This is a genomic window from Streptomyces sp. NPDC091972 (assembly GCF_044756385.1).
GTDB lineage: Bacteria > Actinomycetota > Actinomycetes > Streptomycetales > Streptomycetaceae > Streptomyces.
The window spans coordinates 39,165-54,835 of record NZ_JBIVSV010000016.1 but is presented as its reverse complement, the minus strand read 5'-3'; the positions used below and the strand labels follow the sequence as shown (position 1 = coordinate 54,835).

The following is a 15,671-nucleotide window of genomic DNA, read 5'->3' as shown; positions in this document are numbered from 1 at the left end:
TGAGGCCGGGGTTTTCGGCGGTCGGTGTCGGAGCGTCCCTGATGAGGGCCGTCTCAGGGCCTGCGCCCCCGCTGAAGCGGCCGAGCCGGACGACGAGCCGGGCTGACGGACGGGTGAGCTGCGCGGGCTGAGGCGCGGGTCTGGTGGCGCCGGGCGGGTTCTTCAGCGGCCGGTGTCGGAGCGTCTAGGGCTGCCTCGGGTCCTGCGCATCCCGCTGTAGCCGGCCGTGCCCGACGGCGAGCCAGGCCGACGGCGGGGCTGGAGTGTGGGTCGGGCTGCGCCGGGTGAGCTGGCGGTCTTCGGCGGAGCCCCCGGTCCGGGTCTGCCGCAGGCCGGCGCGAGCGTTCGGAGTCGCTGCGGGCGCCGGCCCCCTGGGGGCTTCGGCGCAGCCGGACGCCGGGTGGATTCGGGGTGGGGCAGTCCCACCGGGCCGATGCTCGGGCGAGCGGCGCGAAGGATCGGTGGTCCCGGCAAGGGTCGCCGGGGGTGGACCGTGCGTCGGGGGGGTCAGAGCACGCGCTGGCCAGGTCGGGACGGCTTTCGGGTCGCCGTCTGCTCGGCCTGTTCCAGGAAGGCCTCCGCGCTGGCCACCGCCTCGCGGGCCGGGAGGGTCTTGAACACCCAGCTCCGGTAGGACCAGAAGCGGAAGAGCGTGGCGATGCCGATGCCGACGAACTTGAAGATGTTGCTCTGGAGGGGGCTGTCCCAGCCGAAGCCGTAGGTCGCGGTGTACAGGATGCCGTTCTCGATGACGAGGCCGACCACGCTGAACAGCAGGAACAGGGTCAGTTCCTTCGTGCGGCCGCTCTTGTCGCGGTCGCGGTACGTGAAGTAACGGAACCCTATGTAGTTGAAGGCGATGGCCACCACCGTGGCGACGACGCTCGCGCGGACCACCGGAAGGTCGGTGAGATGCCGGACCACGTTGAAGACGACGAGGTTGACGAGGAGCCCCGCTCCGCCGACCGCACCGAATTTGGCGACCTCGCGGACGATCCTCCGCAGCCCTGAGGAACCATGTCCCATGGTTGTACAGTCCCCCAGTCGGGTCGGTCAGTCGAGTGATTTCGTCAACCAAGCCATGCTAACCACCCCCTGTACCCGCTGCCTGTGGATGAACTCACACACAGGGAAACAAGCTGGTAAGAGGACCGGAAACAGGCGCGGAATCCAGCCGCCGTGGCGCGACCGATACTCTGGGGTCGTGACGTTCCCGGTAGTCGGCATGGTCGGCGGGGGCCAGCTCGCGCGTATGACACACGAGGCAGGCATCCCGCTCGGCATCAGGTTCAAGCTTCTCAGTGACACCCCTCAGGATTCCGCGGCGCAGGTGGTGAGCGACGTCGTCATCGGCGACTATCGCGACCTCGACACGCTGCGTGAGTTCGCGCGCGGGTGCGATGTGATCACCTTCGATCACGAACACGTACCCACCGAGCACCTCAGGGCCCTGGAGGCGGACGGCATCCCCGTGCGCCCCGGCCCGGACGCGCTCGTGCACGCCCAGGACAAGGGCGTGATGCGCGCGCGGCTCACCGCGATCGGCGTCCCGTGCCCACGGCACCGGATCGTCAGCGATCCCGAGGACGTGGCGGCCTTCGCGGCGGAGGGCGACGGCTTCCCCGTCGTCCTCAAGACCGTCCGCGGCGGCTACGACGGCAAGGGCGTGTGGGTCGTGGACTCCGCCGAGGAGGCGGCCGACCCCTTCCGGGCCGGCGTGCCCGTCCTCGCCGAGGAGAAGGTCGACTACGTCCGCGAGCTCGCCGCCAACGTCGTACGGTCGCCGCACGGGCAGGCCGTCGCCTACCCGGTCGTCGAGTCCCAGCAGGTCAACGGCGTCTGCGACACCGTCATCGCCCCCGCCCCGGACCTGGACGAGGCCCTCGCCCTCAAGGCGGAGGAGATGGCCCTCAACATCGCCAAGGAACTGGACGTCGTCGGCCACCTCGCCGTCGAGCTGTTCCAGACCCGCGACGGCCGCATCCTCGTCAACGAACTGGCGATGCGCCCGCACAACTCGGGCCACTGGTCCATGGACGGCGCGATCACCTCGCAGTTCGCCAACCACGTCCGGGCCGTCCTCGACCTCCCGCTCGGCGACCCGCGCCCCCGCGCGAAGTGGACCGTCATGGTCAACGTCCTCGGCGGCGACTTCCCCGACATGTACTCCGCGTACCTGCACTGCATGGCCCGCGACCCCAAGCTCAAGATCCACATGTACGGCAAGGACGTGAAGCCCGGCCGCAAGGTCGGTCACGTCAACACCTACGGCGACGACCTGGACGACGTTCTCGAACGCGCACGTCACGCTGCCGGCTACCTGAGAGGCACGATCACCGAATGAGCCCCGTTGTAGGCATCGTCATGGGGTCGGACAGCGACTGGCCCGTCATGGAGGCCGCCGCCCAGGCCCTCGACGAGTTCGAGATCGACTACGAGGTCGACGTCGTCTCCGCGCACCGCATGCCGCGCGAGATGATCGCGTACGGCGAGCAGGCGGCCGAGCGGGGCCTGAAGGTGATCATCGCCGGTGCCGGTGGCGCCGCCCACCTCCCGGGCATGCTCGCCTCGGTCACCCCGCTCCCCGTCATCGGTGTCCCGGTCCCGCTGAAGTACCTCGACGGCATGGACTCGCTGCTGTCCATCGTGCAGATGCCGGCGGGCGTCCCCGTCGCGACCGTCTCCGTCGGCGGCGCCCGCAACGCCGGTCTGCTCGCGGCCCGTATGCTCGCCGCGCACGACGAGGAACTCCTCGGCCGGATGCGGGAGTTCCAGCAGGAGCTCAACGACCAGGCCACCGAGAAGGGCAAGCGCCTGCGGTCCAAGGTCGAGGGCTCCAACGGCTTCGGCTTCGGCAAGTGACGGCCGCGCGTCCGCTGGAGACGGCCCGGGAACTCCTGCGCGAGTTCCCGGTCGTCGACGGCCACAACGACCTCCCCTGGGCCCTGCGCGAGCAGGTCGGCTACGACCTCGACGCCCGTGACATCGCCACCGACCAGTCGGCCCACCTGCACACCGACCTGGCCCGCCTGCGGGCCGGCGGGGTCGGCGCGCAGTACTGGTCGGTGTACGTCCGCTCCGACCTGCCCGACGCGGTGCCGGCGACCCTGGAACAGATCGACTGCGTGCGGCAGCTCCAGGCCCGGTACGCCGAGACGCTGCGGCCCGCGCTCACCGCCGCGGACATGGAGGCGGCGCGCGGGGAAGGCCGTATCGCGTCCCTCATGGGTGCCGAGGGCGGCCACTCCATCGCCAACTCCCTTGCCACGCTACGCGCGTTGTACGCGCTCGGCGTGCGCTACATGACCCTCACCCACAACGACAACGTGGACTGGGCGGACTCGGCGACGGACGAGCCCGGCGTCGGAGGGCTCTCGGCCTTCGGCCGCGCGGTGGTCCGGGAGATGAACCGTGAGGGCATGCTCGTGGACCTCTCGCACGTGGCGGCGACGACCATGCGGGACGCACTCGACGCCACGCTCGCGCCGGTGATCTTCTCCCACTCCTCCGCGCGGGCCGTGTGCGACCACCCGCGCAACATCCCGGACGACGTCCTGGAACGCCTGCCGGCCAACGGCGGCATGGCCATGGTCACCTTCGTCCCGAAGTTCGTCCTCCAGGCCGCCGTGGACTGGACCGCCGCGGCCGACGAGAACATGCGCGAGCACGGCTTCCACCACCTCGCGACCACCCCCGAGGCGATGCGGGTGCACCGCGCCTTCGAGGAGCGCAACCCGCGCCCGGTCGCCACGGTCTCGACCGTCGCCGACCACCTGGACCACATGCGCGAGGTGGCCGGCGTGGACCACATCGGCATCGGCGGCGACTACGACGGCACGGCGTTCACCCCGGACGGCCTCGGCGACGTCTCCGGCTACCCGAACCTGATCGCCGAGCTCCTCGACCGCGGCTGGTCCCGCGCCGATCTCGCCAAGCTCACCTGGCAGAACGCGGTACGGGTGCTGGGCGCGGCGGAGGACGTGGCGCGGGAGCTCCAGGCGACGCGGGGGCCGTCCAACGCGACCCTGACCCAGCTCGACGGCTGAGCGTCCGGGGGCATTCTCGACCCGGTGGCCGGGGCGCGCGCGGTGTCCCCACGGGGGTACCCCCGAACGCCCCGCCCACCAGGAAGCCCCCCGCGCTCCGTGCGACGGTGACCGTACGGCGATCAGGAAGATCACGACGTACGGAGCCCGTCATGGCAGATCTCCAGGACGAACTGCACCCCGCGGCCGACGTGGGAGAGCTGCCCCAGCTCTTCGAGGACGTGCCAAATCCGTACACCTCGGCCTCCGGCCAGGACACCGGGCTCCTGGAGCGCGCCCGGGCCCTCCTGGCCGCGCACCCCGTCGCCGACGGCTACAGCGGGCTGCCCTGGGCCCTGCGGCACCTGCCCTGGTTCGACCTGGAGCTCGGCGAGAGCGCCGTGGACACGGACGTGCCGAGGCTCCGGGAGGGGCACGTGGGTGCCCTGATGTGGTCGCTGCACCTGCCCGAGGGGCTCGACGGGGACCGTGCGGTCGGCGCCACGATGGAACAGCTCGACCTGGTGAAGACCGTCGTACGCGCCCATCCCGAGGGCCTGCGCCTGGCCCGCACCGCGGGGCAGACCACCGACGCCCGCAACTGCGGCCGCGCCGCCGTCCTGCTCGGCCCCGCCGGTGCCGCCGCTGTCGGCGACTCGCTCGGCATCCTGCGCTCCCTGCACGCCCTCGGCCTGCGCGCCCTCACGCTGACCGGGGTGTCCTGGGCGAGCGAGGCCGGGCTGACCCGGTTCGGCGAGGAGGTGCTGCGCGAGATGAACCGGCTCGGGGTGCTCGCCGACCTCTCCGGCGCCTCCGAGGCCACCGTCCGGCGGACCCTTGCGGTGTCCAAGGCGCCGGTGCTGTTCAGCCGCTCCGCCGCCCGCGCCCTGCGCCCGCACCCGGCCAACCTGCCCGACGACCTGCTCGCCGAGCTGGGCGCCGCCAAGGGCCTGTGCATGGTGCCGCTGACCGCCGAGCAGACCGGCCCGACGGTCCGGGACGTCGCCGACCACCTCGACCACGTGCGCGCGGTCGCGGGCGCCGCGTGCGTGGGCCTGTCCGGGACCTACGACGCCGGGACCGCCCACCCGCAGGAGCTCGGCGACGCCTCCTGCTACCCGCACCTCGTCGCCGAGCTGCTGCGGCGTGGCTGGGACGAAGCCGACCTCGCGCTGCTGACCTGGGGAAATGTCCAGCGCCTGCTGCGCGAGTCCGACTTCACCGCGCGGGCGGCGCAACTACGCCGCGAGCCGTCCACGGCGAAGATCGCCGAGCTGGACGGCTGACCGGGGGCGCTACACCGGGTCGATGCGGCAGAGGCAGAAGGGGTGTCCCGCCGGATCCGCGTACACCCTGAAGTCCTCCTTGTCCTCGGCGTGCAGCAGCTTGGCGCCCATCTCCAGCACCTTGGCCTCGGCCGCCTCGATCTCCTCCCAGGTGGTCCCGCCGTCGAAGTCGAGGTGGAACTGCTGGGAGTTGCGGTCGGCCCGCGGCCACTCGGGCGGGGTGAGGTCCGGGGCGCTCTGGAAGGCCAGCCGGGGACCGGCGGGGACGCGCAGGACCACCCAGTCGGGGTCGTCGTCCTCCGGGGTGCCGCCCACGATCCCGGCGTAGAAGCGGGCGAGCGCGCGGGGGTCGGGGCAGTCGAGCACGACGGAACGGAAACGTGCGACGGTCACGAGAGGTCCTCCTGGTTCGTCCGGCGGTTCAGCAGGCGCAGAGGCAGAACGGGTGCCCCGCCGGGTCCGCGTACACACGGAAGGTGCGGGACCGGTCCTCGGTGTCCAGCGGCTTGGCCCCGAGCGCCAGCACCTCCTGCTCGGCCGCGTCCAGGTCCTGCACGGTCAGGTCGAGGTGGAACTGCTGCGAGGCGTCGGGGGCGGGCCACCGGGGCGGTACGAACCCGGGGGCGGCCTGGAAGGCCAGCGACGGTCCGCCGGGGGTTTTCAGGTCCACCCAGTCGCCCTCGCCCTCGACGCTGCCGCCGAGGACACCGGCGTAGAAACCGGCGAGCGCGCGCGGGTCGGGACAGTCCAGTACGACGGTGCCGAGTTCGGCGATGGCCATGGCTTCCTCCTCGAAGCGCGGTTACCTGTAGAGGCGGGTAACCAGTAACGGTTACCGCATGCTCCCGCATCGGAGGTAACGTCGCAAGGGAATTCCCTAGCTAGGTAGCGTGCAGCCATGAGTGAGCGATCGCCCGCGCCCGGGGGACTGGCCCTGGTCGAGTCCCTGGTCAACACCGTGGACCTGGAGTCGGGTGCCGACGCGCTGGACACGGCGGAGGGACGGGCGCGGTTCGGGATCGCCGAGGAGGAGCTGGCGCCGGCGCGCGAGCTGCGGGAGTCGCTGCGGGTGGCCCTGCTGGCCCACGCCGGGCATCCGCCGCACCGCACGGTGACACCGCTGGGGGAGCTGCTGGCGGCCGCGCCGCTGCTGCTCACGGTGGCCGCGTCGGACGGCTCGGCCGCGCTGGCCCCCGCGGACGCCGGCCCGCTGCTCTCCCGGGTCGCCGCCGCCGTCGCCGAGTCGCTGGTCGCGGGTACCTGGACCCGCCTGAAGGCGTGCGAGGCGGTGGACTGCCACTGGGCGTACTACGACCGCAGCCCGGCGGGGCGGGGCCGCTGGTGCTCCATGCAGGTGTGCGGGGCCCGGGCGAAGATGCGGCGGTACCGGGCCAAGGGCTGAGGCGTCCGGGTGTCTCTTCCGAGGGCGGGGTGACGGTTGTCATCCCCAAGACCTCGGAAAGCGGTTCCCGAAATGTGGCGAGGGTGTGGAGAATGGCCCCGGACGCCGTTCCGGCCGGCTGAGCCCCGGCCGGAACGGCGTCCACCCACGCGTGCGGCGGCCGTCGCCGCGGACGGCCCGTCGCTCAGGCCGTCGGCCGGCCCATCGCCCGGTACGTCCAGCCGGCCTTCCGCCACAGCGCCGGGTCCAGGGCGTTGCGGCCGTCGAGGACGACCTTCGCCGCCGCGACCTCGCCGAGGGCCGCCGGGTCCAGTTCGCGGAACTCCCGCCACTCCGTGAGGTGGAGCACGACGTCGGCGCCCCGGACCGCGTCCACGGCCGTGTCGGCGTAGCCCAGCGTGGGGAAGATGCGGCGGGCGTTGTCCATGCCCTTGGGGTCGTAGACGGTGACCTGGCCGCCCTGGAGATGGATCTGCCCGGCGACGTTCAGGGCGGGGGAGTCGCGCACGTCGTCCGAGTCGGGCTTGAAGGTGGCGCCGAGCACCGCGACCCGCTTGCCGAGGAACGGCCCGCCGCCCAGTATCTGCCGGGCCAGCTCCACCATCTGGCCGCGCTGGCGCATGTTGATCGAGTCGATCTCGCGCAGGAACGTCAGCGCCTGGTCGGCGCCGAGTTCACCCGCACGGGCCATGAAGGCGCGGATGTCCTTGGGCAGGCAGCCGCCGCCGAAGCCGATCCCGGCCCGCAGGAACTTCTTCCCGATCCGGTCGTCGTACCCGATGGCCTCGGCCAGCTTGGCGACGTCGCCGCCGGCCGCCTCGCAGACCTCCGCCATCGCGTTGATGAAGGAGATCTTCGTGGCCAGGAAGGAGTTCGCCGAGGTCTTCACCAGTTCGGCGGTCGGGAAGTCGGTCACCACGAACGGCGTGCCCTCGCCGAGCGGCCTGGCGTACACCTCGCGCAGCAGTTGCTCCGCGCGCTCACTGCGCACGCCGACGACGATCCGGTCCGGGTGCAGCGTGTCGTCCACCGCGAAGCCCTCGCGCAGGAACTCCGGGTTCCAGGCCAGCTCCGCGTCCGCGCCCGCGGGGGAGTGGTCGGCCAGGTAGCGGGCCAGCCGGTCGGCCGAGCCCACGGGCACCGTCGACTTGCCGACGACCAGAGCCGGACGGCTCAGGTGCGGGGCGAGGGAGGCGATCGCCGAGTCGACGTACGACATGTCGCAGGCGTACTCGCCGTGCCGCTGCGGGGTGTTCACACAGACGAAGTGCACGTCACCGAAGGCGCCCACCTCGGCGAAGTCCATGGTGAAGCGGAGCCGGCCGGTGGAGCCCTCGATCCCGGCGACGTGCCTGCGCAGCAGGTCCTCCAGGCCCGGCTCGTACATCGGGACCTCGCCCCGCTGGAGCATCTCGATCTTCTCGGGCACCACGTCGAGCCCCAGCACCTCGAACCCGAGCTCGGCCATGGCCGCGGCGTGGGTGGCGCCGAGGTAGCCGGTGCCGATCACGGTGATCTTGAGGGCCATGGAGACTCCAGAAAGAGGGACGGGCCGGTGCGCGCCCGAGCATAGTCGGAGGGCCTGACGGGCAGCTTTCCCGCTGTCGCCAAGCTCACGTATCACTCCCGTGGGCGGACCCCTAAAATTTGAGTTACTTAACGGTAATTAGCACAGGCATCGCAGCGTCCTTGGAGCGTGAGAGACCTTGGCCGGAACGGCTGACTTCGACCTGTACCGCCCGTCCGAGGAGCACGACATGCTCCGGGACGCCATCCGCTCGCTGGCGGAGGCGAAGATCGCGCCCCACGCCGCCGCGGTCGACGAGGAGGCCCGCTTCCCGCGCGAGGCGCTGGACGCGCTGGTGGCCAACGACCTGCACGCCGTGCACGTCCCCGAGGAGTACGGCGGCGCCGGTGCCGACGCCCTGGCCACGGTCATCGTCATCGAGGAGGTGGCGCGCGTCTGCGTCAGCTCCTCCCTGATCCCCGCCGTGAACAAGCTGGGCTCGCTCCCGGTGATCCTCTCGGGTTCCGAGGACCTGAAGAAGAAGTACCTCTCGCCCCTCGCCAAGGGCGACGCGATGTTCTCCTACGCCCTGTCCGAGCCGGACGCCGGCTCCGACGCGGCCGGCATGAAGACCAAGGCGGTCCGCGACGGCGACCACTGGATCCTCAACGGCGTGAAGCGCTGGATCACCAACGCGGGCGAGTCCGAGTACTACACGGTGATGGCCGTCACCGACCCCACCAAGCGGTCCAAGGGCATCTCGGCGTTCGTCGTCGAGAAGTCCGACGAGGGCGTCTCCTTCGGCGCCCCCGAGAAGAAGCTCGGCATCAAGGGCTCCCCGACCCGCGAGGTCTACTTCGACAACGTCCGCATCCCCGCCGATCGCATGATCGGCGAGGAGGGCACCGGCTTCGCCACCGCGATGAAGACCCTGGACCACACCCGCATCACCATCGCCGCCCAGGCGCTGGGTGTCGCCCAGGGCGCCTTCGACTACGCCAAGGGCTACGTCCAGGAGCGCAAGCAGTTCGGCAAGCCGATCGCCGACTTCCAGGGCATCCAGTTCATGCTCGCCGACATGGCCATGAAGATCTCCGCCGCCCGCGCCCTGACCTACCAGGCCGCGGCCGCCTCGGAGCGCCTCGACAAGGACCTCACCTTCCAGGGCGCGGCGGCCAAGTGCTTCGCCTCGGACGTGGCCATGGAGGTCACCACGGACGCCGTCCAGCTCCTCGGCGGCTACGGCTACACCCGGGACTACCCGGTCGAGCGCATGATGCGCGACGCCAAGATCACCCAGATCTACGAGGGCACCAACCAGGTCCAGCGGATCGTGATGGCGCGCAACCTGCCGTAGCGGCCCGACCTGCCACGACCGAGCCCCCGGAGGCGTTCCGGGGGCTTTCGTCGCTCCACGGGTGGGCGTTTCGGGGTGGATTGTTGCCGTCCGCCCGATGGCGCCCGGCGGGACAGGGGCGTAGGACGGAAGGGCACGGGGCCCGCCCCGGGCTCCCGCGTCCCCCAGGAGGAGCCATGACCCAGGCCGAGAGCATGTCCGCGATGAGCCGGGAGATGCAGGACTGCGTGGCGGCGTGCATGGAGTGCCACAGCCTGTGCGAGGAGACCATGAGCTCCTGCATGCAGAGGGGCGGCCAGGCGCAGATGCAGATCATGCGCGCGCTCATCGACTGTGCCGAGATGACCCGGATGTGCGCGGACATGATGATGCGCCGCTCGCCCCTGTCGGCGGAGATGTGCGCGATGTGCGCCAAGGCGTGCGAGATGTGCGCCGAGGCGTGCATGGCCATGCCGGACGACCCCCAGATGATGCGCTGCGCCCAGGCGTGTCGCCGCTGCGTGGAGACCTGTCGCGCGATGGCGGGCATGGCGATGTGACGCTCCCCGCCCGAGCGTGTCCGGGGGCACCCCGCGAGGTGCCCCCGGCCGCGGGTGCGGCAGGCTGCGGGGCATGACCGCACCCGAGCACACGACACCGCCCCACGCGGACGCCACCGAGGCGTTCGACGCCGCCGAGCGCGCGATGTGGCGGGGCCGCACCGAGGCCTACGCGGGCAGTTTCGCGCGCCTGTGCGCCCATCCGGTACCGGCCCTGCTGGACGCCGCCGGGGTCGGGGAGGGCACGCGCGTCCTCGACGCCGGCACCGGCACCGGTACGGCGGCCGTGGCGGCGCGGGCCCGCGGCGCCCGGGTGAGCGCCGTGGACGCCGACGCCGGGATGGTGGCGGCGGCACGCGCCCGCGGGATCGACGCGCGCATCGCCGAGCTTGTCGAACTGCCCTACCCGGACGGTGAGTTCGACGCCGTCGTCGGCAACTTCGTCCTCAACCACGTCGGCCGCCCGCGCACCGCCCTCGCCGAACTCCACCGCGTCCTGCGTCCCGGTGGCCGGATCGCCGTCACGACGTGGAGTACGCGCCGCGGCGCCGGGCAGGACCTGCTCGGCCGGGCCTGCGAGGCGGGCGGGGCCGTACCGCCGCCGTACCTCCCCCGACTGGACCCGGCGCAGGACTGGCCCCGTACGCCGGAGGGACTCGCCCGGCTCCTCGGCGGGGCGGGCTTCGTGGCGGCCGAGGCGGACGAACTCGCCTGGGAGCACCGGGCCGGCGTCGAGGAGTGGTGGAGCGGTGCCGCGGGCGGCGTGGCCACCATCGGGCTGGTCGTCACCGCGCAGGACCCGGGGACGGTCGCCCGGATCCGCCGGGAGTACGACCGGCTGAGCGCCGAACACACGGTGGCGGAAGGGCGGTTGGCCCTTCCGCACATCGCGTTGCTCGGCTCGGGACGGCGGCCGTAGGGCTCAGTTGCCCGAGACGGTGACCTTCTCGTCGTTCTTCAACTCGTCGACCAGGGTCTTCACCTTGGCCTTGTCCCAGAGCAGGTTGCCGCCGGTGGAACCGGCGATCGGCATGTTCATGGAGGTGCCGTCACCGCCGTTGACGCCCTTCATCGCCCAGAACATCTTGCCCAGGTCGTACAGGCCCATGTCCTTGTCGACGATCAGCGAGTCCAGGCCCGCGCCCATCGTCGGGTAGAGCTTGAAGGGGTTGAGGATCGTGCTCGGGGTGGCGACCTGGTTGGCGAGGGCGTTGAGGAACTTCTGCTGGTTCTTCGTGCGGTCGAGGTCGGAGCCGGCGAGGGCGTACCGGGTGCGCACGAAGGCGAGGGCCTGGTCGCCGTTGAGGGTCTGCTTGCCCGCCTCGAAGTCGGCACCGGACTTGGTGTCCTTCATGCCGCCCTTCGGGATGTCGATCTCGACCCCGCCGACCGCGTCCACGATGTTCGCGAAGCCGGCGAAGCCGATCTCGACGTAGTGGTCGATCTTCAGGCCGGTGTTGAACTCGACCGTGCGCACGAGCAGTTCGGGACCGTCCTCGGCGTAGGCGGCGTTCAGCTTCACGTGCCGGCCCGTGCCCTTGTACGTCTTGCCGGACTCGGAGCCCACGAAGGTCGGGATCTCCACGTCCGAGTCGCGCGGCAGCGAGATCAGGGTGTCGCCGTTGCTGCCGGTGTGCAGGATCATCATCGAGTCGGTGCGCTTGCCCTCGGCGGAGCCGGTGTGCAGCTGCTTCTTCTGCTCGGAGGAGAGCCCCGCGCGGCTGTCGGAGCCGACGATCAGGTAGTTGGTGCCGTCGCCCTGCTCCGGCCGGTCGATCACCTTGGACAGGTCGACCTCGCGGTTGAGCTTGGAGTCGGCCCAGAAGTAGGTGCCGACGGTCGTCACGACCAGCCCGGTGATCACCACGATCGCGGTCCACTTGATCCGCTTGCGCCAGTTCGGCGCGGGCCGCGGACCCCGGCCGCCGACCGGGTCGCCGGGCCCGCCGCCGGGGGAGCCGTAGACCTGGCCGGTGTTGTAACCGCTGTCGTACCCGTCGTAGTCGCCGTGGCCCTGGCCGTTGACGTACGACGGCTGCTGCGGCACGCCGGCACCGTACTGCGGCGCCTGACCGCGGCGGACCTGCCGCATCACGCGGGCGCTCTCGGGCTGTGCGCTCGCGCTGCCGCGTCCGTACCGGTCGCCGCGGTTGTCGCCGGACCATCCCTCGGGCCAATCGTTCATGGGCCCCAGTGTGCCGGTACCCGCTGTGCCCTTCACAAGGGTCGTCGGAAAATCAGGGCAGCGCTGTTGCCAAGCTGACACAAATTCCCGAATTGTCATCAGGCATAGGGTGGGGGGCATGACAGACCAGGCCACCGCCGCGCTCCAGGGCGCCCCGGAGATCCCGGGCAAGCCCACCTCGGCGTCCCGCACCACGCTGAGCCACATCATGACCCAGGCCGACACCAACCTCCTCGGCACCGTGCACGGTGGCGTGATCATGAAACTGGTGGACGACGCGGCGGGCGCGGTGGCCGGACGGCACAGCGGCGGGCCCGCCGTCACCGCCTCCATGGACGAGATGGCGTTCCTGGAGCCGGTCCGGGTGGGCGACCTCGTCCATGTGAAGGCCCAGGTCAACTGGACCGGCCGGACCTCGATGGAGGTCGGCGTGCGGGTCCTCGCCGAGCGCTGGAACGAGTCCACGCCCGCGACCCAGGTCGGCTCCGCCTACCTCGTGTTCGCCGCGGTCGACGCCGACGGCAAGCCCCGCCGGGTCCCGCCGGTGCTCCCGGAGACGGAACGGGACGAGCGCCGCTACCAGGAGGCCCAGATCCGCCGCACCCACCGCCTCGCCCGCCGCCGCGCGATCATGGAACTGCGCGAGAAGCGGGCGGCGGAGGGCTTCGAGGACTGAGCCGGCACCGGCCCCCACCCCCTGGGTGACCGAAGTCACCCGCCCCCTACACGCACCCCACCTCGTCGCCTGTCACCACGCCGGACTCCCCTTGCAGCTCGTCCTCGGCGCGCACCTTGCGTACGCGTTCGAAGTCGGTGCCCGCGATCACCTTGAGCACCGCTCCCTGGCCCTTGACCGCGCGCAGCTCGCTGCCGGGCAGGGCCGCCGCCAGGGAGCGGGCCGAGCGGTCCCAGCGGGGGTCGTAGGCGATGACCGTGCGCTTCAGGGTGCGGTCGGCCGCGTTCACCGGGGCGCCCGTCGTGCGGAAGCCCGTCGACGCCAGGGCCGCGTCCACCCGCTTGCCGAGTCCGCCCGTCGCCGTGCCGTTCTCGACCTGGACGCGGATCTGCTGCGGGGACACCGGGACCAGCAGCGCCTTGCTCCTCGGCTTGTACGCGACCAGCGGCCGGTCCTCGCGCAGGGCCCTGAAGAGCCGCGCCGACTTCACGGGGTCCCACTTCAGCGTCGAGCCGACGCCCTTGACGGCGTATCCCATCTGCCCGATCGGCACGGTGGTGAACTCCGAGGACGAGGGGGAGAAGTTCCGCATGGCGCGGCCCAGGTCGAGCAGCTCGTCCGTGCCGAAGCCCTTGTCGGCCCGTACAGAGCCGAGGACGGCCCGCGCCACGTCGCGGAACCTCATCGGGTTCAGCAGGACGCCGGAGGACGTGGCCCGCTCGATCAGCGCCGCCAGGAACCGCTGCTGACGCTTCATCCGGCCGAGGTCGGAGGAGCCGTCGGCGTGCCGGGAGCGGACGTACTGGAGGGCCTGACCGCCCATCAGCCGGTGCCGGCCCGCCGCGAGGTCGAGCCCGGTGTACGCGTCCTTCAGCGGGTCGGCGTTGCAGATCTCGACCCCGCCGAGCACGTCCACCGTCTTCATGAAGCTGGTGAAGTCGACCTCCAGGTAGTGGTCGATCTTCACATGGGTCATCTCCTCCACGGTCCGGACCGTCAGCGGCGGCCCGCCCTCCGCGTACGCCGCGTTGATCTTGATGGGGTGGCCGCGATGGCGTTCCCCCGTGGTCTCGTCGACGTGCTCCGGTGTCGTCGCGTACGAGTCGCGCGGCAGGCTCACCACGCTCGCCCGCTCCCGGTCCTCCGAGATGTGCACGATCATGATCGTGTCGGTGCAGTGGCACGGCGCCCCGCCCAGCCGGTACTTCTGCCGCTCCTCCTCGGTGATCCGGTCGCGGCCGTCGGTGCCGACCAGCAGCACGTTCATGCCGTGTCCGGCGCGCGGCCGGTTCTTCATGTCCTTGAAGGGGTCCACGCGCTTGATGTCCGCGTCGAGGCTGGTCATCACCGCGTGACCGATCCCGGCGGAGGCGAGCACGACGACGGACAGCGTCGTTGCCGCCCGCATGGCCCAGCGGGGCCGTCGGGGCCGCACGGGCGGCGGGGCGGGCCGGCGCCGCGGGGGACGGGGGCGGGCGGCGGAGGGCCGTGGGGGCGTGGCGGGCATGGGGGGACACCTCCGCGAGGAACAGCCGAACGAGGGATCCTGAGCACCGTAGGCCCATACGATCTGCCGCCCGGTGCACCGGCGCCGGTGGCGCGCAACGGTGTCCCCCGTTCGCGGTAACGTGAGCCCCCTATGAACGCCAAGCCCGACGTGCAGCTCCCCGCCGTGTCTGTGATCATGCCCGTCCTCAACGAGGAACGGCATCTGCGCGGAGCCGTCCAAGCGATCCTCGCGCAGGAGTACGCCGGCGAGATGGAGGTCGTGATCGCCCTCGGTCCGTCCACGGACCGCACGGACGAGATCGCCGCCGAGCTCGTCGCGGAAGACGCGCGCGTGCACACCGTCCCCAACCCCACAGGCCGCACCCCCGCAGCCCTCAACGCCGCGATCAAGGCCTCCCGCCACCCGATCGTCGTCCGCGTCGACGGGCACGGCATGCTCTCGCCGAACTACATCGCGACCGCCGTACGGCTCCTGGAGGAGACCGGCGCGCAGAACGTCGGCGGCATCATGCACGCCGAGGGCGAGAACGACTGGGAACGCGCGGTCGCCGCCGCGATGACCTCCAGGATCGGCGTCGGCAACGCCGCCTTCCACACCGGCGGTGCGGCACAGGCCGCCGAGACCGTGTACCTCGGTGTCTTCAGGCGCGAGGCCCTGGAGCAACAGGGCGGCTACAACGAGGAGTTCATCCGCGCCCAGGACTGGGAGCTCAACTTCCGGATCAGGGAGGCGGGCGGGCTCATCTGGTTCTCGCCCGAGCTCAAGGTGTCGTACCGCCCGAGGCCGTCAGTCAAGGCGCTGGCCAAGCAGTACAAGGACTACGGCCGCTGGCGGCACGTCGTCGCCCGCTACCACGAGGGCTCCATCAACCTGCGCTACCTCGCCCCGCCGACCGCCGTGTGCGCGATCGCGGCCGGGATCGTGGTGGGCGCCGCGCTGACCCCGCTCGGCTTCGTGGTCCCCGGCGGCTACCTCGCGGCGATCGTCCTCGGCTCGCTGCCCGCGGGCAAGGGGCTGCCGCTGAAGGCCCGGCTCCAGATCCCCGTCGCCCTCGCCACCATGCACATGTCGTGGGGCTACGGCTTCCTGACCAGCCCGCGCTCCCTGGCCCGGCGAGTCATCGCCTCGCGCCGGCCCGCCGTCCTGAACGAGGTGTGAAAGCGGCGCCCCTCGGGACCGAGGGG

The 15,671-nt window shown here is 71.6% G+C and carries 16 protein-coding genes; 10 read left to right on the top strand and 6 right to left on the bottom strand.

What is annotated here, in order from left to right; all coding sequences use genetic code 11:
- Positions 1-507: 507 nt before the first annotated feature.
- A complete protein-coding gene (locus ACIQJT_RS35975) occupies positions 508-1,026 on the bottom strand; it encodes a GtrA family protein (RefSeq protein ID WP_365451748.1) in 519 nt (172 codons plus the stop codon).
- Positions 1,027-1,204: 178 nt separating this feature from the next.
- On the opposite strand from ACIQJT_RS35975, the gene ACIQJT_RS35970 reads away from it, so the two are divergent.
- The 4 genes from ACIQJT_RS35970 (at position 1,205) to ACIQJT_RS35955 (ending at position 5,311) form a co-directional block, all read left to right on the top strand.
- Positions 1,205-2,344, top strand: a complete 1,140-nt coding sequence (locus ACIQJT_RS35970; protein ID WP_053851010.1) for a 5-(carboxyamino)imidazole ribonucleotide synthase — start codon at positions 1,205-1,207, stop codon at positions 2,342-2,344.
- Positions 2,345-2,364: 20 nt separating this feature from the next.
- Positions 2,365-2,862: a 5-(carboxyamino)imidazole ribonucleotide mutase gene (purE, locus tag ACIQJT_RS35965; protein ID WP_365452538.1), complete on the top strand. Its 498-nt coding sequence runs from the start codon at positions 2,365-2,367 to the stop codon at positions 2,860-2,862.
- Entirely contained in the window at positions 2,859-4,046 is a 1,188-nt protein-coding gene (locus tag ACIQJT_RS35960) for a dipeptidase (protein WP_402649946.1), read from the top strand. Before purE ends, ACIQJT_RS35960 begins: the two co-directional genes overlap by 4 nt.
- 152 nt (positions 4,047-4,198) lie before the next feature.
- Entirely contained in the window at positions 4,199-5,311 is a 1,113-nt protein-coding gene (locus tag ACIQJT_RS35955; RefSeq protein WP_402649945.1) for a dipeptidase, read from the top strand.
- Between the two features lie 9 nt (positions 5,312-5,320).
- On the opposite strand, the gene ACIQJT_RS35950 is transcribed toward ACIQJT_RS35955, so the two are convergent.
- Together ACIQJT_RS35950 and ACIQJT_RS35945 are read right to left on the bottom strand one after the other, a co-directional pair.
- A complete protein-coding gene (locus ACIQJT_RS35950) occupies positions 5,321-5,704 on the bottom strand; it encodes a VOC family protein (RefSeq protein ID WP_053851006.1) in 384 nt (127 codons plus the stop codon).
- 28 nt (positions 5,705-5,732) lie between these two features.
- Positions 5,733-6,092 carry a VOC family protein gene (locus tag ACIQJT_RS35945; RefSeq protein ID WP_365451742.1) on the bottom strand — a complete coding sequence of 120 codons (360 nt, stop codon included), beginning with the start codon at positions 6,090-6,092 and terminating at the stop codon, positions 5,733-5,735.
- A 117-nt stretch (positions 6,093-6,209) separates the two neighbouring features.
- Between ACIQJT_RS35945 and ACIQJT_RS35940 the strand changes: the two genes are divergently transcribed.
- The gene (locus ACIQJT_RS35940; protein WP_053851004.1) at positions 6,210-6,713 is read left to right on the top strand and encodes a CGNR zinc finger domain-containing protein; all 504 of its coding nucleotides are present in this window, start codon (positions 6,210-6,212) and stop codon (positions 6,711-6,713) included.
- A 184-nt stretch (positions 6,714-6,897) separates the two neighbouring features.
- Here ACIQJT_RS35940 and ACIQJT_RS35935 read toward each other — a convergent pair whose 3' ends face one another.
- Positions 6,898-8,241: a UDP-glucose/GDP-mannose dehydrogenase family protein gene (locus ACIQJT_RS35935; protein WP_365451740.1), complete on the bottom strand. Its 1,344-nt coding sequence runs from the start codon at positions 8,239-8,241 to the stop codon at positions 6,898-6,900.
- A gap of 178 nt (positions 8,242-8,419) precedes the next feature.
- Here ACIQJT_RS35935 and ACIQJT_RS35930 point away from each other — a divergent pair, with 178 nt between their 5' ends.
- The 3 genes from ACIQJT_RS35930 to ACIQJT_RS35920 all read left to right on the top strand — a co-directional run bounded on the left by ACIQJT_RS35930 (position 8,420) and on the right by ACIQJT_RS35920 (position 11,035).
- Complete coding sequence (locus ACIQJT_RS35930) at positions 8,420-9,577, top strand: acyl-CoA dehydrogenase (RefSeq protein ID WP_365451738.1); 1,158 nt, start codon at positions 8,420-8,422, stop codon at positions 9,575-9,577.
- Between the two features lie 176 nt (positions 9,578-9,753).
- Positions 9,754-10,116: a four-helix bundle copper-binding protein gene (locus ACIQJT_RS35925; RefSeq protein ID WP_365451736.1), complete on the top strand. Its 363-nt coding sequence runs from the start codon at positions 9,754-9,756 to the stop codon at positions 10,114-10,116.
- 73 nt (positions 10,117-10,189) lie between these two features.
- The gene (locus ACIQJT_RS35920) at positions 10,190-11,035 is read left to right on the top strand and encodes a class I SAM-dependent methyltransferase (RefSeq protein WP_402649944.1); all 846 of its coding nucleotides are present in this window, start codon (positions 10,190-10,192) and stop codon (positions 11,033-11,035) included.
- Between the two features lie 3 nt (positions 11,036-11,038).
- Here the strand turns inward: ACIQJT_RS35920 and ACIQJT_RS35915 are convergent, their stop codons facing one another.
- Positions 11,039-12,301: an LCP family protein gene (locus ACIQJT_RS35915; protein WP_365451732.1), complete on the bottom strand. Its 1,263-nt coding sequence runs from the start codon at positions 12,299-12,301 to the stop codon at positions 11,039-11,041.
- Between the two features lie 118 nt (positions 12,302-12,419).
- On the opposite strand from ACIQJT_RS35915, the gene ACIQJT_RS35910 reads away from it, so the two are divergent.
- On the top strand, positions 12,420-12,977 hold the full coding sequence (locus ACIQJT_RS35910) for an acyl-CoA thioesterase (protein ID WP_365451730.1): 558 nt from the start codon (positions 12,420-12,422) through the stop codon (positions 12,975-12,977).
- Positions 12,978-13,023: 46 nt separating this feature from the next.
- Here ACIQJT_RS35910 and ACIQJT_RS35905 read toward each other — a convergent pair whose 3' ends face one another.
- On the bottom strand, positions 13,024-14,484 hold the full coding sequence (locus tag ACIQJT_RS35905) for an LCP family protein (protein WP_402649943.1): 1,461 nt from the start codon (positions 14,482-14,484) through the stop codon (positions 13,024-13,026).
- 132 nt (positions 14,485-14,616) lie between these two features.
- Here ACIQJT_RS35905 and ACIQJT_RS35900 point away from each other — a divergent pair, with 132 nt between their 5' ends.
- Positions 14,617-15,645 (top strand): glycosyltransferase family 2 protein, encoded by a 1,029-nt coding sequence (locus ACIQJT_RS35900; protein ID WP_402649942.1) that lies wholly within the window; start codon positions 14,617-14,619, stop codon positions 15,643-15,645.
- Positions 15,646-15,671 lie beyond the last annotated feature (26 nt).